The following is a 23,168-nucleotide window of genomic DNA, read 5'->3' as shown; positions in this document are numbered from 1 at the left end:
GGTCGGAACGTTGCAGCCGCTACTGCTTCATCCACATCTGCTGGGTCACGCCCAGACCAATGCCGCGGGTGATGTCATCCTCGATCAGGTCATCGGGGAAGTTCATGAAATTGTTCTTCACGATGGTGATGGCAGGCAGCTCCCCGACAACGCCAATGACCCAGCCCTGCGTGACGAAGGTCTTGATCAGGTCGTTGAGTGCACCATCGGCTTCGGCGCGGCTTGCAGCCTTGGCCGCCTTGTCCCAATCCTCGAAAAGCTTGCGGATCGCGTGATCTGCAGGCGGCTCGATGCCCGAAGCACCCTTGGTCGAGTACCAGATGTAATACTGGTTGGCGTAGGAATCATTGCCCATCATGATGCGCGGGTCAGCCGCCACGACCGACAGGCGGTCGAAGGGATACCACTGCATCTGGAAGTCATTGTTGTCGCGGTTCGCGTCCCACTGGGTCCGGTCGATGATGCGCGGCAGCAGCTCGACACCGATATCCTTGAAATTGGCCGCGATGATTTCCATGGTCTTGGGACCATTGGCATGCTGCATTTCGACAACGATGGACAGGCGCTTGCCATCCGGGCGCAGGCGGAAGCCCTGGGCATCGCGCTTGTCGAGACCGGCCTTGTCCAGCAGCTCGTTGGCCAGATCGGGATCATACTCGGCCCAGTGCGTTTCCAGCTCCGGATCGAAATTCGGCGATCCGGTCACAGGAGAGGCCTGACGGGGCTCGGCAAGGCCGGAGAAGATCAGCTCGTTCACCGTCTCGCGGTCGATGGAAACGCTGAGCGCCTGCCGGAACTCCGGCGTTTCGAACAGCCCGCGCAGCACTTCATCCTTGACGGTGAGGTTCGGCACCAGCGCCCAGGTCTGGGCCTGCGTCCACCGGCGGACCGTATAATTCCCCTTGGCCTCGTTCTCCTTGTAAAAAGTGAAGTCCTGCGGCTCGACATAGCGCATCTGCATGTCGATCTGGCCCTGCACGATCATCAGGTTGAAGGCTTCCTGATCGTTGAACAGCTTGTGGGTGATGCGGTCGATATAGGGCAGCTGGTTACCGGCCTGATCAACCGCATAATAATAGGGATTGCGCACCATGGTCACGATCTCGGCGGGTGCCGGGGTCTCGATCTTCCAGGCGGTGATCACCGGCAGGTCCGGGTTCTGCCACCAGGCGGTTGCCGCCCCGCGCGAGCCCCACAGGTCGCTCCACTTTTCGACGCCGAACTTCGCAGCCGCCGCCTTCAGCTCCTCTTCCGAAGCATATTTGTTGTTGAACTGCTTCAGATAGTGCTTCGGAAACAGGAAGCTCGGGCGGTCAAGGCTCGGGTTGCCGGTGGAATCCTTGGCGAGGATTTCAAGGAAATAGACATAAGGATCCTCGAAGCTGACCTTGAAGGTCTGCTCGTCGATGATCTCCAGCTTCATCGGCTTGCCGCCGGGGGCGAGCGTCTGGTCAATCTCGGCCAGAATGTCCTTGTTGAGATAGACATCCTCATACCAGAAGCGCACGTCTTCCGTGGTCACCGGCTCGCCATCCGACCACTTCAGCCCCTTCAGCAGGGAGAAGGTGAACTCGCGCGAATCCTCGCTGACCGAATAGGACGAGATATAACCCGGCACCAGTTCCAGCGGGCCGCCGGTCTTCTGGCTCCACTTCACCACGCGCTCTTCCATGAGCTTGGTCGGGCCCCAGCGGTCGCCCGGCCCCTTGTAGGCGCGCTGCCAGTTGCCGCCATACTGGCCAACCTCAGCAGCTTCGATCACCGCCGGCGTCTCCGGCAGGCGCTGATCCACTGGCGGCAGCTTGCCCTCCTTCACAAGTGCTTCCAGCATCGGCGCTTCCTGGAAAGCATGGGCGGAACTGATGGCAGAGCCTGCCAGTAAGATCATCGCAAGTGAAGTGAAAATATTTTTACAAATCCCCATATCAACCTCCTCCCAGAGCCAGAAGCACAACCATAAACACAGCAGATTAGCTTCTGATAAGCTTGACGAAGGAGACGATCCCGCATTGCAAGTACAATTTCAAGAACAAAAATATTTTCATTTACTTGAGACTTCCCTCGCACTTTCACGGATAATGAGCTGGCAGGCCAGTTCGATCCGGACGGGCGGGAAATCGGGTGCGTGCACGGCAAGACGGTTCTCGAGCGTCTGAACGGCGGCCGCGGCCAGATGGTCCAGCGGCACCCGGACGGTTGCCAGCGGCGGCGTGGTCAGCTCGCCGATGGTCACGCCGTCAAAGCCGATGACACTGACCTCCCCCGGGACGCTGATCCCGGCAGCGCGCAGTGCATTGAGCGCACCGATGGCAAGATTGTCGGCTGCGCAGAAGATGGCCGTGTTGCCGCCCAAGCCACCCCGGGCTGCGATGTAGCGTGACAGCGCCGCCTCCCCGTGACCGGGTTCATAACCATCGGCATAGAGCACCTCGCAGGCATCGGGCGAAAGGTCCCGGGCCAGCAGGGCGTCACGCACTCCGTCCAGACGGCGGCGTATGGTGCTGCGGCCACGCCAGGTGAGATGCAGGATGCACTGATGCCCGCGCGACAACAGCCACTCCGCCGCAAGCCGCGCGCCATAGCGGTTGGACGGCACCACCGTGTCGATGGACATGGAGGGATCATCGCCATTGAGCAGCACCGTGGCGATGCCGGACGCGGCTAGCCCCTTGATCAGGCGTGGCGTGTGATCATGCACCAGAATGATGCCATCGGCCCCGCAGGTCTGTGCTCCGGCAATGATCTCCGGCGCGCTCAGGTCTCCTTCGCTGGCATGCGGCACCAGCTTGATGGCCCGGCGCTCGCACTCCCGCGTCAGGGCAGAAAGCATCGTCCAGGAGAAGAGATTGGTATTCACATGCGGCAGATTGCCGTTGGGCACCGCGAGATAGAGCGTCGAGAGTGAGGCAATCGCCCCCTTCTGCTGGCGTTTGGCCAGATACCCCAGTCTGCGGGCTGCATCCAGCACCCGGGCGCGCACCTCGGCGCTGATCGGCGCCGTGCCGTTGAGCACATGCGAGACAGTGCTGAGCGCAACACCCGCCTCCTGCGACACATCCTTGATGCCGACCTTGCCCGGCGTTTTCTTCTTCATGTAAGCCCCTCCCTGAGCACACAGCAGCGCGTGCGGCTTTCAGCCTGCGTAATAGGGATTGGTGAAGAGCCTTGGCTCGCCGCCGTTCCAGATCTCATAACGCAGGAACCGGCTGGCGAAAGCTGCCTCATGGGTCAATGCAGACCCCGCCGGGGACAAAGCCTCCACGACGCCCTTGTCCGTGATCACGCGCAGCTCGTCTCCGGCTGCAAGGCCGGTGAAGGTTGTGGCCAGTTTCTGCCCTGCCCGCGCCTCTTCGCCAAATTGCGGCCCTGCTTCATTGGCCGGCTTTGCCATGCGGTCATCAGGCCCTGCAGCCACCACGTTGCGCCCGGCGCGGATGGCCTCCAGAATGCCCGCCATCGTGTAGCTTTCCGCCAGCAGCCGGTTGGAGGGGTGGCCATGACGGCGGCGGTTCTTGAGGTGGAAGTCGCTGCCCGCCGTCACCGGAATCCGGCGTCCTGCACAAAGCAGCTCCTGCCAGAAATCGATGGCCTGCTGGTTCATCGGCGTCCAGTTGCCGTTCCAGATTTCCATGGCATCAAAGGCCACATCAAAACCGGCCTGCCAGCGCCCGCCATCGGAGTTCTGGAAGGGATGGTTGATCACCACCGTTGCGCCCTTTGAGCGGGCCTCCGCCATCTTGTCCGCCACATCCTGCGGCGAGCGGCAGCGCCAGTCCTCCACCGGACGCTCCAGCCCGAAGAAGTTGGTGTGGCCGTAGAAAGAGGTGAGTTCCATCGCCGGGATCACCAGAATGTCCGGATCATCCGGGCGGATGATGTTCTGCGACACGGTGTTGTGGTCGGTGATGGCGACGAAATCGAGCCGCGAGGCACGGGCGCGGTGGATGGCATCCAGCACAGTGACGCCACCGTCGGAATGTTCCGAATGGCTGTGAATGTCGCCCACCAGCCACGTCCTGCGCTTGGGCACGAGGCGAACGCGCAAGTCCGTGTAGCAGTTGAGGCCGATCTTCACGATGCCCAGCACCACATCCCAGCGGCCCGGCAAGGCCCCAAGATCATAGCCCGGGGTCGCCCGGTCTGCCGCCACATGCACATGGCCCCGCTCGGAGCCGGACCAGCCGCGCATGCGCCCGTTCTGGGCAAGGCCAATGTCGATGACACTGCCGCCGCTGCCGGCCGGAAACATATAGCTGACCTCGATCCGCTCGATACTGTCATCGACGGTAAAGGGGATCTCGATGAAGGACTTCTCGCCTTCCGGAAACTCGGTGATGCGGCGGGTGAATTCGTACAGCGGCTGGGTCATGTCAGGCTCGGCATTGAAGAAGTGGCAAGAGCGCTCCGCGACAGGCTGAGCGTCAGGATTTCAAACGGCGCAAGGGAGAGACTGACAGCGCCCTCCTCCACCGTCAGGGCTTCAGGCTCGCGCTCCAGAAGGTCCGTACGCGACACGGCGGTGATGGCCGGATCCAGCCGCAGCCGCGCCTTGCGGCGGGTGCCGGAAACCTCCCACAGGCGCAGGATGATGGCATCCCCCTCTTCGGCCTGTTTCACCGCCTCGATGCAGACGCCCTCACCCTCCAGCGTGAAGGGCATGGCAGCAGAGCCGCTGGCGGCATTATCCGCAGCAGCAACGAAGCGCAGCGGCAGATTGAAAGCCTCCGCCGCCTGATGCACCGCCACCTTGTCCCCGTCATGCAGCATCACCGCATAGCGCAGGTGATGCGCGCCCTGATCGGCATCTGCCCAGGGCCAGGTGGGCGAGCGCAGCAGCGTCAGCCGCACATCGCTGCCGATCGCGTCATAGCCATATTTGCAATCATTGAGGAAAGCGGCCCCGAAGTCCGGCTCGCTGACATCGATCCAGCGCTGCATGGAGCACTCGAAACGGGCCTTGTCCCAGGAGGTGTTGCGGTGGGTGGCGCGGCGCACATGGCCGAACTGAATCTCCGCATTGATGGCCGCCGTGTTGAGCGCCAGCGGGAAGGCTGCCTTCACCAGCGTGTTGTGCTCGTGCCAGTCAATGAAGCAGTCCACCTCCACCTGCCGGGCACCTGCCTCCAGCGAGATGACCTGCACAAGGCGCGAGGTTTCATACCGCCATTCAAAGCGGATGGCCGCCCGCAGGGGGCCGCGCTCCACCACCTCTGCCGAGACAAGATCGTCGATCTCGAAGACCTGATCCTCGAAATCCGCATCAATGTCCCAGGCATCATATTCGGCGGGCATGTCGCGGAAGGCCTGAAGCCGGTTGGCTTTCGCGTCCGCTTTCAGAACCTGCCGCCCGGTCTTGCGGTCGAGGAGCGAGACCATGCGGCCAGCCTCATCGAACAGCACCTCGACATGCTCATTGGCAAGCCGCACCGGCGAGACTTCCAGCCCGTCCAGCGGCGCTGGAGCCGTGTGGGCCTCCAGGCTGACAAGCGCCAGCGGCGGCAGGGCCTCGACGCGCACTGCATGGGCCGCCGAGCCATCGGCCCGCACAATAGCCTGACCTGAAATGAGGCCGCCGGCATCCGGCATCATCACCAGCCCGCTGCGCGCCGTGCCCGACGGATTGAACACCTGCGCCCCCTCACCCGGCAGCGCCGCCAGCAGACGGGCTCTCAGCTCATCCGCAGCCGAGAACAGGCGGGCATAGTCTGCATCGCTGTCCTCATAGACCGCGCCGATGGAAGAGCCGGGCAGGATGTCGTGGAACTGGTTCAGCATCACGATGTCCCAAAGGCGGCGCAGCTCTGCCGCCGGATAGGCCACGCCATGCTGCGCCGCCAGAACAGCCAGCAGCTCCAGTTCCCGCAGCGCGGCTTCCGCCAGCCGGTTGCTGCGCTTGTTGCGGGCAACGGAAGTCAGGGTACCGCGGTGAAACTCCAGATAGAGCTCGCCCACCCAGGTGGGGTAGTTCTCCGGATTTTCCGCCATGCGCTTCAGCAACCGCTCGAAGAAGGGGCGCATGGGCGCATGTTCTACCTTCGGGCAGCCGGGGATGCCGCGTTCCATGCGGCGGATGTTGTGCAGCATCTCCCGCGTCGGCCCGCCGCCGCCATCACCATGGCCATAGACGAGGAACAGCTCCTTGCTGAGATGCTGCTGCCCATGCCGCCGCCAGGCGCCCATCACATGGGTGGGCTTCAGGTTGGGACAGTAGGTCGTGCCGATGCTCTTGGAGTCATACGGCTGCGTCGTCAGGAAATAGGCGGCCACCTTTGTGCCGTCGATGCCCTGCCAGAACAGGCTCTCCTCCGGCATGCGGTTGGTGTCGTTCCACGACAGCTTGTGCGTGACGAAAGTGTCCAGCCCCGCCCGCTGCATGATCTGCGGCAGGGCGGCGGAATAACCGAAGGTGTCCGGCAGCCACACCATGCGCGGGCGCACGCCATAGGTCTCTTCGTGATAGCGCACGCCATAAAGGATATGCCGCACCAGCGACTCGCCGCTGGAAATGTTCACATCCGGCTCCAGCCAGAGCGCACCCTCGATCTCGAAGCGCCCATCCTGAACGCGCGACGCAATGCGCTGCGCCAGTTCGGGATAATCCTGCGCCAGATAGTCGAGCAGGACGCACTGATTGTACATGAACTGATAGTCGGGAAACTCGTCCATCAGCGTCATGGCCGTGGCCATGGAGCGGGCCATCTTCTGCCGCGTCTCGCGCACCCGCCACAGCCAGGCCACGTCGATATGGGTGTGGCCGGTGGCGGTGATGACGGGCTTTTGCCCGAAATCCTGAGCCGCATAAATTTCGCCCGCATGATAACGGGCCAACGCCAGCGAAGCGCGGAAGCGGGCGCCGTTGCCGGGGCGCAGATCAATGGCATCCACCGCCGCATCCAGCTGACGCAGGATAAAGGAGCGGCGCGGATCATCCTCCGCCAGAAGCCGCGCCACATCGAGCGGCACCCGCAGATCGTAATAGGTTTCCTCAACATCAAGGTCATGGCGGACCACATGGCAGGCAAACCCGAGCTGGCGCCGGTCTTCGATGGTTCCAGCCTCGATGAGGATATCGAAGGCCTCGCCGGGACGGGCCTCCTCGGTCAGCGGGAACTCCCGGTGGTTGCCATCCACGCCCTGCACGATGCGGCCGTTGACCCGCACGAGGCACTGCGGATCGGAGCGGCCCATGACGCTGCCAAAGGCCGCTTCCACATGCACGGCAAGACGCTGGCCGATCAGCTCGTCGGGCAGCGTGATGCTGCCGCCGAACCAGTAATAGCCATCCGGCCCGCCCCAGACGAGATCGCGGCTGACCGGCGTCCAGTCTTCGCGCGAGGAGGCAACGAGGGCGGCACGGGTTTCAGAGGACCCGGCGCAATAGCGCAAGGCCACCTCATGGCCGGTGCGGGTGTAGATCCTCTGCTGCAAACGCGACAGCAGATGCTCCAGCTTGCGGATCAGCTTGCTCACGAGAGCTCCTCAAAGACCGTAGACAGACCAGACGGCGGGCATACCGGAGACAACAACCTGCTCCTGCGCATGCCATCCCTGCGGCAGCGGCAAGGGGCGCTCGATCACCACATCCTCCAGCACCAGCCCTTCCACATTATGGGCATAAAGACCGGGCATGCCGCCCGGATAGGGCACAAGGCCAATGACCTTGCCATCGGCACCCTTCACCCAGGCATTGGCGCGCCCGGCAGCATCGGGCGAGGGAGCCAGATCGGCTGCGGTGGGGCGCACATCATAATAGTGACCGCGCCAGACCCCGTCGGCCTGAACCAGACGGATGCGCGACAGCCGCAGGCCCGAGATGGCACCGGGTTTGTCGGCGATGAGGTTCACCGCCCCTTCCATGCGCCCGGAGATATCTTCAAACACCACATCGCGCACACCGCCCGCAGCCTTGCCGCCGGGCGTGCCCAGCGGGCGGCGGTCCAGCACGGTTATGGTGACCGCCTCGCCCGAGCCCCAGAAGCCCTCCGGCGTTTCCTCGCAGGACAGGCCAATGCGGCGGAAGGCAATGTTGCGCACCTTGCCGCCATCGCGCGAGAAGATGCCAAGCGCCCGGTTGGAGCCGAGGATGCGGCAGTCGCGGAACTCGATGTTCTCGAAATCGCCGTGGCTTTCCGTGCCCAGCTTCAGCGCGCAGCTGCGGCTTTCGATGTCGCAATCTGCCACGACAATATTGCGGCAGGCACCGGCAGGGGCGCCATCAAGGCGGGCGCTGGTCTTCAGCACGATGCCGTCATCGGCGGTGGAAATACGGCAGCGTTCCACCCGTACATCCCGGCAGGCATCCAGCACCACGCCATCGGTGTTCGGCATTTCCAGATCATTGGTCACCGACAGGCCGGAGACGCGCAGACCCTCGCATTCAACGAAATGCAGCGTCCACATGGGCGAAGCTTCGACGGAAAAATCTGCGAGCGTCACGCCCTTGCAGTTCTCCAGCACCATCACTCGTGGCCGGGCGGCGGCCGGAACGAGCGTGCCCATATCCTCCAGACGGCCCGTCACATAGGCAGGCCCCGGCGCGCTGATGAGGCCAGGGCCGGTAATGGAGATATTCGTGGCATCCTTCGCCGTGATCATTGCCCGGCCGGATTTCTCCGCCTCAATGCCGACCTCATTGGCCGCATAGGCCTCATAGCTTTCAGCAAAGACAAGCACGGCCCCGGCGCTGAAACGCAGATCAAGCCCGGACGGCAGCTTCAACCCGGCGCAAGTATAACGCCCCGCAGCCAGCCGCAGCGCCTCACCCTTTGCTGCAGCCGCCTCCATCGCCGCCTGCAGCGCAGCCGTTGCGTCACCTTCTACGGGTGTAAATAATTTTTCATCTGGACGCAAAGCACCCTCCCACCCGCCGCCCTCCAGCAGCGAAATTTGCAAAAGGATTAAACGGTTTTTTGCGGCAATCAAGGGCGGGAGATGCAGAAGAAGAAATTCCGCCGCAGAATTAGAAATGAAAAAATTTCATTCATTACGACTTCTCGGCTTTCCCTGCCCCACTCTCCGCACCGTCCCGGCCTTGTGCCGGGACCTGTCAGGCACGTGCAGCCTTTCCGCCCCCTCGGCCGTCACCCCGTCCTTCGAGCCGGGGTGGCGCGGTGGGTGGAGATGCAGATTGCCTTTTGCTGCAGCTTCTCTTCTTGTTATCCCCGCGAAGGCGGGGATACAGTATTCCCGGCGCTCACCTTCCTCGCGCAGGGCGTACTCGATCCCGGTCCTGCCGCTGCGCGCCAAACCGGGATGACATGATGTGTGTTTGTGCGTCCCTCACCCCAATGCACCAGAAACACAGCCCCCACCTGAATCCGGTTCCCCCTCCTCCCCGAAATGCGCTAGAGCATGGCAACATTTTGTAAGGCCAGCTTCCGGTACTGGCCGCCTCATCTCAAGGATACCCCGATGCCCGAAGGCACCCCACTGAATGCCCCCTTTGCCGAACTGACCAAGCCGGACCTGCGCCGCGAGATGGCCGGGATGGTCACCCTGCGCGATGCACTGAGGCTCGCCGTCAGCGCCTTTCAGGAGGCTGGGCTCTATTATGGTCACGGCTCGGCAACAGCGGTGGATGAGGCGGTGTTCATGATCCTTGAAAGCCTCAACCTGCCGGTTGATGACTTCAACGCCTTTGCCGATGCGCGTCTGACCGAACGGGAAAAGACGCTGCTGGGCGAGCGGCTGGCCCTGCGCATCGAAAAGCGCCTTCCGGCGGCCTATATCACCGGCCGCAGCTATCTGCTGGGCCTGCCGTTCCGTTCCGACGCCCGTGCGCTGGTGCCGCGTTCCTATATTGCCGAACTCCTGCGCTCGCCGCTGTTCGATGGCTCGGAACCGGCACAGAGCCTCATCGGCGATCCTTATGAGGTGACGTCCGTTCTGGATCTTTGCACCGGCGGCGGCTCGCTCGCCATCTTTGCCGCCTATGCCTTCCCCAATGCCGCGGTGGATGCGGTGGATCTGTCGCCGGAGGCCCTGAGCCTTGCGGCAGAGAACGTGCGCGATCACGGGCTTGAGGACCGCATCACCCTGCTGCAGGGTGACCTGTTTGCCCCCGTCAAGGGCAAGACCTATGACCTCATCATCACCAACCCGCCCTATGTGGGACCGGAGGTGATGGAGGTCCTGCCGGGCGAATTCCTGCATGAGCCGCAGATGGCGCTGGCCGGCGGCGGCGGTGACGGGCTCGATCTGGTGCGCCGGATCATCGAAGAGTGCCGCGCTCACCTCAACCCGGAGGGCGGCATGCTCTGCGAAATAGGCGAGGACCACGACATTCTCGACGAGGATTATCCGGACTGCGAGTTCCTGTGGCTCGATTCCGAAGACTCCGCCTCCGAAGTCTTCTGGCTGCCTGCCACCTCGCAGTGGAGCTGAAGGCAAGCCGCCCGCAAGACGCTGCGCCGCAATCGTGTCACACGGTTGCGGCGCTTATCCCGGCACCCTTGATCGCACTTGCAAAGACCGCCGGTTTTGGGTCAGGTGCCGGGAGGTCCAGCCGCGCGCAAGTTTGATTGCCTGGCGCAAGGACCGGTGATTTTCTGGGCAGGAGCAACCATGCGCGAGGTCAAGCCGAAGGTCTTTGTCAGCGCAAAGATGGTTGCCGAGCGGGCCGGAGTGTCGCGGTCAGCGGTCTCACGCACCTTCACCGACGGCGCCAGCGTTTCGGAGGAAACCCGCCGGAAGGTGATGGAAGCCGCCGAGGCCCTTGGCTATCACGTCAATCACCTGGCCCGGCAGCTGCGCGAGCGCAGCAACATCGTCTGCCTGATCGTGTCGGACATGACGACGCCCGTGCGCGCCGGAATGCTCGAAAGCCTGACGCGCAAGCTTCAGGCCGCAGGCAAGATCACCATGGTGATCAACACGGAGAGCAACGAGGAAAGCGTCGGGCGCGCCCTGAAGCTGACGCTGCATTACAGAGCCGATGCGACTGTGGTTCTGTCCGGCACCCCATCTTCGTCACTGGTCCATACGGCACTCGCCAACGGCCAACAGGTCGTGCTGATCAACCGCGACGATGGCTTGCACGGCGCCCAGAATGTCGGCGTGGACAATGGGATGGCAGCCAAAGAAGCCCTCTTCCTGCTCCGGCGCGCAGGCTGCCGGAGAATTGGCCTCCTGACGTCGCAGGCGCGCACGCCAAGCCTGCTGGCCCGTGAGCGCTGTTTCACCGCCGCCGCCTCTGCCTGCAACCTCGATGTCACCGTTTTTGAAGCGGGGCCGACAGGCTACCGTTCCGGCTATGAGGCGGCCCGCCGCGTCTTTGCCCGCTCCGTCTCGCCCGATGGCGTCTTCTGCGTCACGGATTTGCTCGCCCTCGGCTTCATGGACGGCGCCCGCCAGGAATTCGGATTGAAGATCCCGGAAGACCTGTGCGTCATCGGCTTCGACAATATCGAACAGGCGGGCTGGGAAGCCTATCAGCTTACGACCTTTGAACAGCCGCTCGACCGCATGGCGGCTCATGTGGTGGATCTGCTGACCTTGACCGAGCCATTGCCCGAGCAATTGCCTGAGCAATTGCCCGGCAGGCAAAGTTCCGGGGCCGCCATCTTTGAACCGCTCCCGGTCTGGCGCCGTTCCGTAAGGGCAAAGCCAGCCTGACACCAGGATTTCCATGCTTCGCGCAGGACACCAGGCCTTACAGCGCTGCCCCATCACGCCCTGAAATATTCAGGCGCTGCACGGGCTTGACCCGTTTCTGACGCGCCAGTCCCGTCAAAGACCGGCGGACAAACCAGTTCTTGCACACATGTGCAAAGCCATCTTGTCATGAAAGCGTTGCGTTGGCGCGATAGGCAGTTACCGCCGGAACCGGAAATATTGCACTCATGTGCAGTCAGGTGTCCTGCCATGCAGAAACCCGTTCTGATGGCAGCCGGTGCTTCTCCTTTCCGGGCCGGAAGGGCGGGGCTCATGGAGAGCGAACGGCAGCGCCGGCCGGCTGCCGTAAACGGCGCTTGTGCCGCCTCTCGTTTGTTTGACCGCCGGCACGTGCCGGGTGCTCCTGCCTGGCCGCCATTGGAGAAGACAATGAACCGTCGCGCCTTTCTGATCTCTTCCGCTGGCTCCGCCGCCGGCATGATGCTGCTGCCGAAACTGTCCTTCGCCGCTGAAGGGCGGATCGACTGGTACACCGCTGCCGACAGCAACGTTCTCGATTTCTGGACCAACATCGTGAAGCCGGCCTTCGAGGCCGCGCATGCGGGTGTGAAGCTGAACCTCGTCGATGCCGGCGACAATTCGGGGATCCAGGCCATTGCCGAGCGTGCAATCGCGGCAATGCAGACACAGACCGACCCGCAGGCTGACTATTTCGAGCATGCCGATCCGCGTCTTCCGCTTGGTGCGATCGAGGCCGGCCTCTATGTCAACATGAAGGAAGCAGGACTGGCCAACTATGCGAAGGTGAACCCGCTGGCGATCGACAGCGATTACAGCCTGCCCTATCGCGGCTCGCAGGTTCTTCTTGCCTATGACACCGCCAAGCTGTCCCCGGCCGACGCTCCAAAGACCTGGGATGCGCTGGTTGCCTGGATCAAGGCCAATCCGGGCCAGTTCGTCTACAACCGCCCGGACAAGGGGGGGTCCGGCGGCAACTTTGTCCGCCGCGCCATCCACCAGGCCAACGGCCTCGATCCCAAGGCTTTCCGGGTGGACAATTACACGGAAGCCTTCGGCAACGAAGCTCTGGGCAAGGCCTGGGACCTGCTCAGGGACATTGCCCCCTCGCTCTATGACAACGGCGCCTATTCCTCGGGCAACACCCAGTCGATCCAGTTGCTGGCTCAGGGCGTGGTCACCATGACGCCGGTCTGGTCGGACCAGGTGCTTCAGGCCATTGACAATGGTGTGCTGCCGGAAACGACCGGCATCGTGCAGCTGCAGGATCTGGCCCTGTGCGGCAACTTCTCGCGCGCCGTGGTGCTTGCCAATGGGCGCAACCGCGATGCAGCCCTCGCGCTTGCCAATTTTGTGCTGACCGAAGAAATCCAGAGCGCCATCCTGACCGGACTCGGTGGCTTCCCCGGTGTCAGCTGGGATTATGTTTCCCCTGAGCTGCGTGAAAAATTTGCAGACATCATTCCGGCTTCCATCCCGACCTTCCCGGCCGGCGCCTGGGAAACCGCCGTCAATGACGGCTGGTACCGCAACGTGGCACCGAACATCAACCGCCAGCAGTGAGCGGACAGACCGTGCCCGTCCGGCAAATCCATCCGGCAAGCAGGGGGCCAGCCGGCCTCCTGCTCGTCGCCGTGCCTGTGTTCCTCGCAGGCTGGCTCGTCATCTGGCCGATCTTCAGCGCCCTTTGGCGGACCGTCTGGCGTCCGCAGGCCGATGGGCAGATGGGCTTTGACCTGTCGAGTTACATCTTTTTCTTCTCCGATGCCTACAGCCTCAACAACCTGTCGCTGACACTCTGGACCACGGGCGTCTGCGCGGCACTGCTTCTGGCCGTGTCTCTGCCGATCGCCCTGTACCTTCGCTTCGCCAGCAGCCGGACCGCCGCTTATGTGCAGGCGCTCGCTATCCTGCCGATGTTCGTGCCATCGATCATCCTGGCCTATGCCTTCATCCGTGTTCTGGGCCCCAACGGCATGGTGGATCTTCTGCTGAACAGTGCCGGACTGCCGAAAATCCGCACGCCCTACCTGACTCCATGGGGACCGGTCATCGGCCTCGTCTGGGACAACATCCCCCTGACCGTGCTCATCCTTCTGTCCGGGCTCGGGTCCGTCAGCAACATGGCCATCGAAGCGGCCCGGGATGTGGGGGCAAACCGCCTGCGCGTGTTCTGGCACATCATCCTGCCGCGCATCGGAAATTCCATTCTGGTGGCTCTTTCCTTCGCAGTCCTCGGCATCTTCTCCGCCTTCACCCTGCCTTATCTGCTGGGGCCCGCGTCCCCGGAAATGATGGGCCCCTTCATGCAGCGCACCTTCCGTGACCTGAATGACCCGGTAGCGGCCATTACCCAGGCCGTCATCACATTCAGCATCTGCCTCGTCTTCGGGCTCTTCTATGTGCGCTCCGTCGCCCGCAACCAGGGAAAGTGAGACGGCCATGAGCAAGCTGACCGCCCCGCGTGCGCCCTTCGATGGAACAGGCCTTCTCTTCGCCGTCCTTCTGACGATTGCCGTTGTCCTGCCGCTGCTCGTCGTCGGTGTCTGGGCCTTCACCGAAGTCTGGCGCTATCCGAGCGTCATGCCTCAGCAATTCGGGCTGCGTTTCTGGGAGCAAACGCTGAACCGCTCCGATGTCTGGAATGCCTTGCGGCTCAGCCTCACGCTCTCGGCAATCGTGACACTCGCATCGGCAGTGATCTGCCTGCCTGCAGCCTATGCCTTTGCCCGCATGCGCTTTCCACTGAGGAACATCCTGTTCTTCTCGTTTCTCGCAGGCCACGCCTTTCCAAAATTCGGCCTGCTGGTCGCGATTGCGGCGATCTTCCTGCAGCTCGACCTGATCGGAACCTTCTGGGGCGTGGCGCTGATCCAGCTCGTCAACACGCTGATGTTCATGATCTGGATTCCCGTTGCGGCTTTCCAGGCAGTGGACCGCCCCATGGAAGAAGCGGCGCGTGATGTTGGCGCGGGGCCATTCCGGGTGTTCTGGTCGGTTACCCTGCCCCAGGCCGCTCCGACGATCGCAGCAGCCCTGCTCCTCACCTTTGTCAGCACCTTTTATGAAACCGAAGGCGCCTGGCTGATCGGTGCCCCCGGCATCCGCACCATGCCGGTGCTGATGATCAGCTTCATCAACAACCAGATGGTGATCCAGTTCGGCGCCGTGCTCTCGGTCATGCTCTGGGTTCCGTCCTTCATTGCCCTGATGTTCGCCCGCCGCGTGATCGGAGGCGCCTCCTTCGCCCGCGGCTTCGGCGGCTGATACCAGCTCCCGGTGGGCTGGCCTCACCGGGAGCCGGACAAGCCCGTGCGGCGCTTGAGCAATTTCAAAGCGTGATGCGTCAGCATCATAAGACTTGGCATGAATGGTTCTTTCGGGAAAAAACAATGTCTGTTCTCAGCATAAACGGCATCTCCAAGGTCTTCCCCGGCGGAACCACCGCCGTGGACGGTTTCTCGCTTGAAGCCGCCGATGGCGAACTGGTCTGCCTGCTGGGGCCCTCCGGTTCCGGCAAGTCAACAGTGCTGCGCATGGTTGGGGGATTTGAGCGGCCGAGCGCGGGCGTGATTGCGATCGACGGTGAAGACGTGACACGGATTCCCCCCGAGCGGCGCCCCACGGGGATGGTTTTTCAAAGCCATGCACTCTGGACCCATATGAATGTCTTCAACAATCTGGCCTTCGGGTTGAAGCTGCGGCATATGCCTGCGGCCGAGATCCGGGACAGGGTCGAGGCTGTGCTCGAACTGGTGGGTCTCGCCGGATATGGCAAGCGCATGACCACACAGCTGTCAGGCGGGCAGCAGCAGCGTGTCGCGCTGGCGCGTTCCCTGGTGCTGGAGCCCAAGATCCTGCTGCTCGACGAGCCTTTCGCCAGTCTCGACCAGCACCTGCGCGAACGCCTGCGCGAGGAGGTCCGCGATATCCAGCTGCGGCTGAAGATCACCACCCTTTTCGTCACTCACGGGCAGGACGAGGCCTTGTCCATGGCCGACCGGATTGTCGTGATGCGCAATGGCCGGACCGAACAGGCGGACCGGCCGGACGTGGTCTACCGGAACCCGCAGACGCCATTTGTCGCCGGCTTTATCGGTTCCATGAATTTCATCGAGGGCGTCGTGGCCAACGGCCAGTTCATGCATGATGATCTCAGCGTGCCGCTACCGGTGGCAGACGGTCCTGCGACCCTCGCCGTGCGGCCCGAAGCCCTTGGCCTTGCCGCAGACGCGAATGGGCCGGCGAGGATCCATCGCATCACCGATTTCGGCACCCATGGCCTTGCCGATCTGGTCCTTGCCGATAGCACCCGGCTGAAAGCCATGGTTCCAGCACCCGGTTACTTCGCGGCAGGGCAGACTGTCGGCCTGAGGCCCTCGGCCTTTGCCGCCTTCCGCAACGAACGGCAGATCTACAGGACAACGGCCCATGGCTGACCCGCTTTACATCGGCACCAATGGCCACCGCACCCGGCTGAAATGGCACAGGGCCCGCCGCAAGGGAACGGATGCGGAGTTCACGGCCTCGCGGATCATGGAAGCCATGCAGCTTGGCGCCAGCGTCGAGGTTGATCTCGTCGTGCATGCTGATCGCGGATTTGCGATCCTGCATGATCTGGATCTGGCACGCAGCACCACGGGGACCGGACTGGTGCGTGACACCAGTGCCGCAGTCCTGCGCAGCCTGGAACTCAGAGGAAATAATGGCGCGCCGATTGGCGAGACCGTGATGCTTCTCGAAGATCTCTGCGGCCTGCTGGCATGCACGCCCGCCCATCCTGACGCCCTGCTGCAGCTCGATTTCAAGGAAGACCTGTCTTGCCTGGATGAGCGCACCGCCGCAAATTTTGCGCAGGCAGCCGGACCGGTTGCCTCCCGGCTGATCCTCTCCGGTGGTGATGCCGGCGCCGTTGCCCTGCTCGCCGCCCGGACGCCGGGACTGAAGACCGGCTACGACCCGACCCATCCCGGTGTGCTTGATGGCCTGAAGAGCGTGCAGGACTTCATGAGCTTCATCACCCGCGCCCTTCAGGCAGCACCGGATGCAGCGATGATCTATCTGGATTATGAGCTGGTGCTTGCAGCCGATGCCGCAGGTGCGGATCTGATCGCGGCTGTACAAGCCGCCGGCCGCCAGGTTGATGCCTGGACGATCCGGACGGTCGAGGCAGAGACAATCGCGGCTGCCCGCCGTCTGATCGAATTGAATGCCGATCAGATCACCACTGACGACCCCGAAAAACTTTACGAGGCCCTGACATGAGCACCGGCTTGCAGACGATCGAGGCGGGCAAGGTGCTCGCAGACATGGAAGCAGCCGCGCGCCTCGCGGGAGATCTGACCCTCGGCTATTTCCACAAGCGCGGCACACTCCACATCGGGGTGAAGGGGCCGGGGGATTTCGTCAGCATTGCCGACGAGCAATCCGAGATCCAGATCCGCGATTACCTGCTGAGCCGATATCCGGACTGGAGCTTCACCGGTGAGGAGTTTCCCTCTGTCGAAGGCGCCAGCACGGCATGCCGCTTCCTGGTGGACCCGATCGATGGAACGGCCAACTTCCTCAATGGCATGGATTATACAATCACCATCGCCTTGCGGCAGGGCGCAAGAACCCTGTGCGGTCTCGTCTACAATCCGGTGACCGGTGAAATGTTCACGTCCGTCCTCGGCGGCGGAGCCTTCCTCAATCGCGAGAAGCTCACCATCCGCGACAATGCGGACACCGGCCAGATGGTCATCGGCACGGGACTTCCGGCACCGGGCCTGAGCCTCTATCCGGGAGCCTATGACCGGATAGAGGCGATCCGCGCGCCAATTGCTGCCGTGCGGGTCATCGGCAGCGCCGCCAACTGCTGCGCCTATGTCGCCAGTGGCCGTTTCAGCGGCTATTTCGAGCAGACCGGTTTTATCGACACGGCCGCCGGCATCCTTCTCATTCAGGAGGCAGGCGGCATCGTAACCGATTGGTGGGGGCGTGGGCCCGAACACTATGAGCGCTCCGGCATCCTCATCGCCGCCGCTCCCTCCGCCCATGCCTATCTGCTCAGCCACTTGCAAAAGGTGGCCATTCCGGACCACTTGGGCGGACAGGGCTCTGCGTGAGCTTTGTGCGTGTGACGGATCTTCGGGCCTCAAGGCGTCCCGTCTTTACGCAGCAGGATGACCCTTCCCGCCGGATCCGAGGTCCAATGGCCTGAGACACCGGTCAACGGCTCCAGCTCATCACGCCGCGGGCTTCCCAGACGGGCCAGGGAAGCATCGGGATTGTCATCAAAAAGTTCGATCCAGACATCGGTCTGACTTTGATGCGGCACGCGGTCGCGATAGAACTCGGCAGTTATCTCGGGCCCAGTTCCTCTTCAGGTGCCGCGCTTGCCTGGCCAGGCCGTGAGTGCGAGATCGATCAGCCGCTTCAGCCGCGCATTGCAGGCGCCGTCGCAGGCCTGTGCCGACATGCCCTGGATAATCGCACCATAGAAGCGCGCCAGCGTATCGGTGTCGGTTTCAGCAGGCAGCTCACGTTCCTCGACGGCCCGGTCAAAGCGGGTTTTGAGGATCTGCATCGATGCTTCCCGCAAGGCCGCTGTCATCTGCGCAACGGATGCGTTTTCTTCCGCATGCTGCAGAACGGCGGTCGAGACCATGCAACCTCGCGGCTTGCCGGGCTGGGTGTCTCCATCAGCGATATCATAGAGATACAGCCTGAGGGCGTCGTAAGCTGGAAGAGGAGACGCCAAGATCTCCAGCCGCCGGCCGCTTTCACGGGCGATGCTGAACTCCAGCGCCTGACGGTACAACGCCTCCTTTGAGCCGAACATGGAGTAAAGCGTCGGCGGATTGATCCCCATGGCCTTCGTCAGATCGGCGGTTGAGGTCCCTTCATAGCCACGCTCCCAGAACAAGCGCGCCGCGATTTCGAGGCCCACGTCGCGATCGAGCGCGCGCGGTCTGCCCCGTTTGCGAACTGGATTCGACATTAAATAGTGATCCCTATTAATTCATTGACAGGAACCGCCACACCATTATTGTAGCGATCGCTATTTAATTTAGCAGCGGAGCAGTCCATGACCAAGAGACTTGAAAATAAGATAGCCCTCATCACTGGAAGTTCACGCGGCATCGGCCGGGCGGTTGCGCTTGCCTTCGCGAAGGAAGGCGCCGCTCTGATCGGCTTGCACTATACTGCAAATGCCGATGCGGCCAATGCCACGCTTCGCGACATCGAGGCGCTCGGGGTAAAGGCGGTTGTTGTCAAGGCTGACTTGCGGGAGGGCAAGGAGGCGGCCGATAATCTTTGGTCACAGTTCAGCGAGGCCGCACGTGCCGAGACGGGGTCCTCCACTCTCGACATTCTGGTGAACAACGCCGGCATTGCGCCCGCCCTGCCCTTGAAGCAGACGAGCGAAGCCGCCTTCGATGAGATTATGACCATCAATTACAAGGCGCCCTTCTTCCTGATCCAGGCAGTGGCCGGCCATATTCGTGACAATGGCCGCATCATCAATGTGTCCACCGGGTTCACCCGGATTGCAGCGCCGACCCATCCGGCCTATGCAGCCTCCAAGGGAGCGCTGGAGACATTGACACTGGCGCTGGCACCTGAGTTTGCCCCTCGGGGGATTACGGTCAATGCCGTGCTGCCGGGCGTGACGGAGACGGACATGAATGCCGAGTGGCTGGCATCGCCCGAAGCGCGCGCCGGTGCCGAAGCCCTCTCGGTCTTCTCACGTATCGGCAAGCCAGAGGACGTTGCCGGCGTCATCGTCTTCCTCGCATCGAACGACGCGCACTGGACGACCGGCCAGATGATTGATGCGACCGGAGGCGCCCGGATCTGAACGATCCCATCTCCGCTATGCAGCCATGAGCGGGCCGCCTCTCATGGCCCTGGCGGGCGCATCGCCATTTGGATGCGCTCGCCAACGCGACATCATCCTCGGAAGCAGGCAAGGTTTCATTGGGCGCACGGAGCAGGATCGGACCCTCGTTTTGCCGCAGCGCCCCTCTCCCCCCTTGAGGGGCAGGGGAGTCGCATATGGAATTTCTGGATTCGGGTCTGTCGCCGCAACGCATTTCCGGATTCCCAAATTGCCCTTCCCAAGGACTGAGCGTTCGATCCTTACGCAGGCGGAAGAGATTTCCGCCATATGCGATAGCCCTTCCCTCAAAGGGGAGAGGAGTTGGTGCATGACTAGGCTCAGGACCTATCAATTTGCATTGACCCGGGCGATGTGATTCAGGATGGCAAAAGAGTTTGCTGCGACTGATCTGTTTTTGCTCTCACCAGCGCAGATGGCGAAGATCGAACCGTTCTTCCCGCTTTCTCATGGTGTTCCTCGTGTTGATGACCGGCGGGTGATTTCAGGCATCATCTATGTGCTGAAGCACGGCCTCCAGTGGAAAGATGCACCGAAGGACTACGGGCCGCACAAGACGCTTTACAACCGCTTCCGCGTTGGACTGAGCTTGGCGTGTTCGACAGGATTTTCAGTCACCTGGCAGGGTGCGGCGGTCCACCGGAGACGATGATGATCGATGCAGCGCACCTGAAGGCTCACCGCACGGCGTCAAGCCTCTTGCAAGGGGGGGTATTTCCCCGCCATACCGGCCGCACAAAGGGTGGGCTGAACACCAAGCTGCGCGCCGTGTGCGATGCTGAGGGGCAGCCCATCGCGATGTGCCTGACGGCGGGACAGGTATCCGATCACACCGGTGCCAAGATCCTGTACCCAGCACTGCATGAAGATCCCAATGCGACGATGCCAATGCGACGATGATAGCTGACAAGGGCTATGACTGCGATGAGTACCGCGCCGCTCTCAAGGCAAAAGGCATCTCACCCTGCATTCCGCCGCGCAGGGGCCGCAAAGCCTCCGCATCATTCTGCAAAACACAATACAACCAATGGCATAAGATCGAGAACATGTTCGGGCGGCTCGAGGGCTGACGCCGCATCGCCACCCGCCATGACCGCCGGGCAGACGTCTTCATGGCCGCAATCACAATCGCTGCAATTGTCATATGGTGGCTTCAATGAGTCCTGAGCCCAGACAGCGACATACGCTAGCAGCGCCCCGCCCCGGCGGGGTTTCTTCAATTACGAAACCAAAACGCGGGATCAACGAAGGTATGCAGGCCAGTAACGACGCTCGCGGTCGTGCCAGTATCGGTATCCGCTGCCGTTGCGGTAGAAGGTGTAGCAAGTCTGCACGCCCGAATTGCTGTTGATCGTACACAGCACGCCGTCATTGGCAATTTGATAGGTGCCCCGCGCGCTTGTATGGCTGTCGTCATACCGGTAGGTGCCATCCCGCGAGAACATGAACGTTCCTGTTCCCTGACTCCATGCCCGCCCAACAAAAGTGCTACGCACTTGATCAGCCGTCAGACGGTTGCCGTTATCGGCCGCTGCTGTCTGGCAGGCCATCAGGCCCAGCATGAAAAGCGCGGCGAAGACCGCGCCGAAGCGTGACACGCCCGGGAACATCATTGCTTACCTCGGCAGCGCGGCTTTGATGCGGTCGAGGATCGTCAGCGACTCCCGCATGGCTCCGGTATCGTTCTGTTGATGGGCGCGGTCGTGCAAGGCGCGGCCCCTTTTGAGTTGCCGGGTAAGGTCGGCTTTCCTGTCGGCGGGCAACGAGGCGGCGGCAAGCCGGGACGCTACGTCCGGGTATTCCGCCGTACCCCGGCAGGCAAGCACGCTGGACGCCCCCGCCACAGTGAACATAAGCCCGCCTAAGAGAAGTACGGCAGGCCGCAGGAACGATTTGATTTGGTTGGTCATGGGTGCCCCCGGCTTCCGCAAAGATTGTTCATGCCGCCCGCCTCATAATGCCAACACGCGCACGACTATGACCCGTTAGGACCCGTGCGACGGGACCCGTGCGACGGGCCGCCCGGTTATGTTTATAAGGACGGCCGCCGGCTGGTGTAACCAGAAATGTTGGAAGGCATGGAAAAATCGGAAAACGCGTCGAATAGGTGATCCTTCTCAAAAGCTTGATCGGGAGTCTCGGTCTGGCTAGAAAGGAGGGAAAGAGCCGTGTGAGGGAACGGCATGGGGGACAAGTTCGCCAGTTTTGCAGAATGGTGGAAGCTGTTCGATGCCTTGTGCATCGAGCGTGGCCATGTCGATAACGACCAGCTTGCCAGCGAATATTGCAACCTGACCAAGAAAAAGGCGGACGGCGCTTACGAAAGCGCGCTGAAAAGCCTGAACAACTGGCGCAGGGGGTTACACACCCCCAGCCGCCGCAACTTCCGCATCCTGACCTTGCTGCTTCGCGTGGAGGACATGGCCGATGCGCTGCCGTACTGGCACCGGCTTTATGAAGATGCCCAGCGGCGCAAGCCTGCCACCGAACCGGACAACGGCGGCGCGAAGGGACACACGGCCACCCCCGAAGGGATAGCACCGCCCCACCCTGTTGCAGCGTCCCGCCGCGTTCGCCGATGGAAGATTGCCGGAATCGTCGCCCTTGTGGTGTTGGCCGCTGGCGGCGGCATGATCGGATTGAGCGGTTGGCATGAGCCGGAAAGCGCGGCCATCCAAAGGAAGCGGCCCGAACCCGGCCCGCGTGTGATCGACATGACTGACCAGCGCATTTACTGGCGTGAGCTCTCCGAGGTGAGGGTAGGCGAGTCGGTTGTGATCCACGCCAAGCGCGGGCGCTGCGGCGAGCAGCCGCCATCGTGGGAAGAGGTATTCGAGTATCTGCCGGAACTCGCCACGGGCATTTGGTCAGATGGAGGGGTAGGCTATCGCGTCAGCCGCTCATGTGGCGGAGCGACTCCCGCAAGGGCGGTCGTGTTCACGGCCACGCGCCCCGGAGAAGATCGGTTCATGCTTTACGAAGACCCCATCACGATCCGCGTGGAAGAGTAGCCCCGCAGCCCGCAATTCCTGACAGGCAACGCCGGCCAGGCTCAGCCAAACCCTCAGCAATTCGGCAGCCCTGCTGAACAGTTTCCCTTTTGCCCGTTTGTTTTTGTACTTTTTTTGTTCTTTTGGGCTTGGAAAATGTACAAAAAAATTCTCCCAGCGGGTTTTGCCCGGGAGTGCGGTTATTTTGGGTTGCGGGGGCAGGATTTGAACCTGCGGCCTTACGTCCCGCGAACACCCAGCCATTCCCGTGTCGCATGAGTGTTGCACGGAGGAATCGGGGATGTTCGTAAGGGTTTGGAATCTTTGGGGAATGTGTGGTGGCGTGCTGCAACGCAAAAAGCGCCCCGTGGGGCGCTGTGCTTCGACGTAAGCCTTTGATATCTTGTCGGAATTTTTGGTTGCGGGGGTTCGCCTTGGTTTTGGCCTGCTTTTTAAGGCCCCTGACCTCACAAACGCGGCGTAACACTCATAACCCACTGATTTAACTGAATTCCATCAGTGGGGGTATCGGGAAAAGCACTACGCTGATGTTGCGGGTCATGGGCTGGATGATCGGCCCCCACGGACGGGTCCAATTTGATTGTTAGTGCAATGATGGTCGTGGCGCCAGCGCGGGCGGCATTGCTGGTTGGGGTTGCAGGGCC

General features: G+C 62.2%; 19 protein-coding genes and 1 pseudogene. 11 read left to right on the top strand and 9 right to left on the bottom strand.

All coding sequences use genetic code 11. From position 1 onward, the window contains the following. Positions 1 to 19: 19 nt before the first annotated feature. The 5 genes from ASC48_RS11535 to pglB form a co-directional block, all read right to left on the bottom strand. The gene (locus ASC48_RS11535; protein ID WP_244270048.1) at positions 20 to 1,831 is read right to left on the bottom strand and encodes an ABC transporter substrate-binding protein; all 1,812 of its coding nucleotides are present in this window, start codon (positions 1,829 to 1,831) and stop codon (positions 20 to 22) included. A 210-nt stretch (positions 1,832 to 2,041) separates the two neighbouring features. Continuing rightward, positions 2,042 to 3,094 carry a LacI family DNA-binding transcriptional regulator gene (locus ASC48_RS11530; RefSeq protein WP_055455905.1) on the bottom strand — a complete coding sequence of 351 codons (1,053 nt, stop codon included), beginning with the start codon at positions 3,092 to 3,094 and terminating at the stop codon, positions 2,042 to 2,044. A gap of 39 nt (positions 3,095 to 3,133) precedes the next feature. Next, positions 3,134 to 4,369: a CehA/McbA family metallohydrolase gene (locus tag ASC48_RS11525; RefSeq protein WP_055455904.1), complete on the bottom strand. Its 1,236-nt coding sequence runs from the start codon at positions 4,367 to 4,369 to the stop codon at positions 3,134 to 3,136. Then, positions 4,366 to 7,470 carry an alpha-mannosidase gene (locus tag ASC48_RS11520; protein WP_055455903.1) on the bottom strand — a complete coding sequence of 1,035 codons (3,105 nt, stop codon included), beginning with the start codon at positions 7,468 to 7,470 and terminating at the stop codon, positions 4,366 to 4,368. The genes ASC48_RS11525 and ASC48_RS11520 overlap by 4 nt, the downstream gene beginning before the upstream one ends. 9 nt (positions 7,471 to 7,479) lie before the next feature. After that, positions 7,480 to 8,850 carry a polygalacturonase PglB gene (pglB, locus tag ASC48_RS11515; protein WP_055456035.1) on the bottom strand — a complete coding sequence of 457 codons (1,371 nt, stop codon included), beginning with the start codon at positions 8,848 to 8,850 and terminating at the stop codon, positions 7,480 to 7,482. 561 nt (positions 8,851 to 9,411) lie between these two features. Between pglB and prmB the strand changes: the two genes are divergently transcribed. The 8 genes from prmB to ASC48_RS11475 all read left to right on the top strand — a co-directional run bounded on the left by prmB (position 9,412) and on the right by ASC48_RS11475 (position 17,738). After that, positions 9,412 to 10,383 (top strand): 50S ribosomal protein L3 N(5)-glutamine methyltransferase, encoded by a 972-nt coding sequence (gene prmB, locus ASC48_RS11510; protein ID WP_244270047.1) that lies wholly within the window; start codon positions 9,412 to 9,414, stop codon positions 10,381 to 10,383. A 180-nt stretch (positions 10,384 to 10,563) separates the two neighbouring features. Beyond that, a complete protein-coding gene (locus ASC48_RS11505; RefSeq protein WP_055455902.1) occupies positions 10,564 to 11,613 on the top strand; it encodes a LacI family DNA-binding transcriptional regulator in 1,050 nt (349 codons plus the stop codon). 429 nt (positions 11,614 to 12,042) lie between these two features. Further along, positions 12,043 to 13,194, top strand: a complete 1,152-nt coding sequence (locus ASC48_RS11500; RefSeq protein ID WP_055455901.1) for an extracellular solute-binding protein — start codon at positions 12,043 to 12,045, stop codon at positions 13,192 to 13,194. Beyond that, on the top strand, positions 13,191 to 14,066 hold the full coding sequence (locus ASC48_RS11495; RefSeq protein ID WP_055455900.1) for an ABC transporter permease: 876 nt from the start codon (positions 13,191 to 13,193) through the stop codon (positions 14,064 to 14,066). The genes ASC48_RS11500 and ASC48_RS11495 overlap by 4 nt, the downstream gene beginning before the upstream one ends. 7 nt (positions 14,067 to 14,073) lie before the next feature. Beyond that, a complete protein-coding gene (locus ASC48_RS11490) occupies positions 14,074 to 14,898 on the top strand; it encodes an ABC transporter permease (protein ID WP_055455899.1) in 825 nt (274 codons plus the stop codon). 125 nt (positions 14,899 to 15,023) lie between these two features. Continuing rightward, the gene (locus tag ASC48_RS11485) at positions 15,024 to 16,070 is read left to right on the top strand and encodes an ABC transporter ATP-binding protein (RefSeq protein WP_055455898.1); all 1,047 of its coding nucleotides are present in this window, start codon (positions 15,024 to 15,026) and stop codon (positions 16,068 to 16,070) included. Then, positions 16,063 to 16,896 (top strand): glycerophosphodiester phosphodiesterase, encoded by an 834-nt coding sequence (locus ASC48_RS11480; protein WP_055455897.1) that lies wholly within the window; start codon positions 16,063 to 16,065, stop codon positions 16,894 to 16,896. Before ASC48_RS11485 ends, ASC48_RS11480 begins: the two co-directional genes overlap by 8 nt. Beyond that, positions 16,893 to 17,738 carry an inositol monophosphatase family protein gene (locus ASC48_RS11475; protein ID WP_055455896.1) on the top strand — a complete coding sequence of 282 codons (846 nt, stop codon included), beginning with the start codon at positions 16,893 to 16,895 and terminating at the stop codon, positions 17,736 to 17,738. The genes ASC48_RS11480 and ASC48_RS11475 overlap by 4 nt, the downstream gene beginning before the upstream one ends. Before the next feature lie 257 nt (positions 17,739 to 17,995). Here ASC48_RS11475 and ASC48_RS11470 read toward each other — a convergent pair whose 3' ends face one another. Next, entirely contained in the window at positions 17,996 to 18,613 is a 618-nt protein-coding gene (locus tag ASC48_RS11470; RefSeq protein ID WP_055455895.1) for a TetR/AcrR family transcriptional regulator, read from the bottom strand. Positions 18,614 to 18,700: 87 nt separating this feature from the next. On the opposite strand from ASC48_RS11470, the gene ASC48_RS11465 reads away from it, so the two are divergent. Then, on the top strand, positions 18,701 to 19,474 hold the full coding sequence (locus tag ASC48_RS11465; RefSeq protein ID WP_055455894.1) for an SDR family NAD(P)-dependent oxidoreductase: 774 nt from the start codon (positions 18,701 to 18,703) through the stop codon (positions 19,472 to 19,474). Positions 19,475 to 19,877: 403 nt separating this feature from the next. After that, positions 19,878 to 20,673: pseudogene (locus ASC48_RS19315) on the top strand (IS5 family transposase). An 81-nt stretch (positions 20,674 to 20,754) separates the two neighbouring features. On the opposite strand, the gene ASC48_RS19545 reads toward ASC48_RS19315, so the two are convergent. Then, the gene (locus ASC48_RS19545; RefSeq protein ID WP_167345137.1) at positions 20,755 to 21,123 is read right to left on the bottom strand and encodes a DUF995 domain-containing protein; all 369 of its coding nucleotides are present in this window, start codon (positions 21,121 to 21,123) and stop codon (positions 20,755 to 20,757) included. 6 nt (positions 21,124 to 21,129) lie between these two features. Further along, complete coding sequence (locus tag ASC48_RS11455) at positions 21,130 to 21,423, bottom strand: hypothetical protein (RefSeq protein ID WP_055455893.1); 294 nt, start codon at positions 21,421 to 21,423, stop codon at positions 21,130 to 21,132. A 273-nt stretch (positions 21,424 to 21,696) separates the two neighbouring features. Here ASC48_RS11455 and ASC48_RS11450 point away from each other — a divergent pair, with 273 nt between their 5' ends. Then, a complete protein-coding gene (locus ASC48_RS11450) occupies positions 21,697 to 22,524 on the top strand; it encodes a hypothetical protein (RefSeq protein WP_055455892.1) in 828 nt (275 codons plus the stop codon). 446 nt (positions 22,525 to 22,970) lie between these two features. Here the strand turns inward: ASC48_RS11450 and ASC48_RS19790 are convergent. Then, positions 22,971 to 23,168: hypothetical protein (locus ASC48_RS19790; protein WP_208975683.1), on the bottom strand; the 198-nt coding region annotated here is incomplete at its 5' end.

The sequence above is a fragment of the Pannonibacter indicus genome (genome assembly GCF_001418225.1).
Taxonomy (GTDB): domain Bacteria; phylum Pseudomonadota; class Alphaproteobacteria; order Rhizobiales; family Stappiaceae; genus Pannonibacter; species Pannonibacter indicus.
The sequence above is the reverse complement of the archived record's forward strand: the minus strand, read 5'-3'. Positions and strand labels throughout refer to the sequence as shown.

Excerpts from the sequence above, each read along its gene's own strand:
- ASC48_RS11480 (WP_055455897.1), top strand. The coding sequence starts at position 16,063 with ATGGCTGACCCGCTTTACATCGGCACCAATGGCCACCGCACCCGGCTG.
- ASC48_RS11535 (WP_244270048.1), bottom strand. The coding sequence starts at position 1,831 with ATGCTGGAAGCACTTGTGAAGGAGGGCAAGCTGCCGCCAGTGGATCAG.
- ASC48_RS11465 (WP_055455894.1), top strand. The coding sequence starts at position 18,701 with ATGACCAAGAGACTTGAAAATAAGATAGCCCTCATCACTGGAAGTTCA.
- ASC48_RS11485 (WP_055455898.1), top strand. The coding sequence starts at position 15,024 with ATGTCTGTTCTCAGCATAAACGGCATCTCCAAGGTCTTCCCCGGCGGA.
- ASC48_RS11475 (WP_055455896.1), top strand. The coding sequence starts at position 16,893 with ATGAGCACCGGCTTGCAGACGATCGAGGCGGGCAAGGTGCTCGCAGAC.
- prmB (WP_244270047.1), top strand. The coding sequence starts at position 9,412 with ATGCCCGAAGGCACCCCACTGAATGCCCCCTTTGCCGAACTGACCAAG.
- ASC48_RS19545 (WP_167345137.1), bottom strand. The coding sequence starts at position 21,123 with ATGTTCCCGGGCGTGTCACGCTTCGGCGCGGTCTTCGCCGCGCTTTTC.
- ASC48_RS11500 (WP_055455901.1), top strand. The coding sequence starts at position 12,043 with ATGAACCGTCGCGCCTTTCTGATCTCTTCCGCTGGCTCCGCCGCCGGC.
- ASC48_RS11530 (WP_055455905.1), bottom strand. The coding sequence starts at position 3,094 with ATGAAGAAGAAAACGCCGGGCAAGGTCGGCATCAAGGATGTGTCGCAG.
- ASC48_RS11505 (WP_055455902.1), top strand. The coding sequence starts at position 10,564 with ATGCGCGAGGTCAAGCCGAAGGTCTTTGTCAGCGCAAAGATGGTTGCC.
- ASC48_RS11455 (WP_055455893.1), bottom strand. The coding sequence starts at position 21,423 with ATGACCAACCAAATCAAATCGTTCCTGCGGCCTGCCGTACTTCTCTTA.
- ASC48_RS11450 (WP_055455892.1), top strand. The coding sequence starts at position 21,697 with ATGGGGGACAAGTTCGCCAGTTTTGCAGAATGGTGGAAGCTGTTCGAT.
- ASC48_RS11470 (WP_055455895.1), bottom strand. The coding sequence starts at position 18,613 with ATGTCGAATCCAGTTCGCAAACGGGGCAGACCGCGCGCGCTCGATCGC.
- ASC48_RS11525 (WP_055455904.1), bottom strand. The coding sequence starts at position 4,369 with ATGACCCAGCCGCTGTACGAATTCACCCGCCGCATCACCGAGTTTCCG.
- ASC48_RS11490 (WP_055455899.1), top strand. The coding sequence starts at position 14,074 with ATGAGCAAGCTGACCGCCCCGCGTGCGCCCTTCGATGGAACAGGCCTT.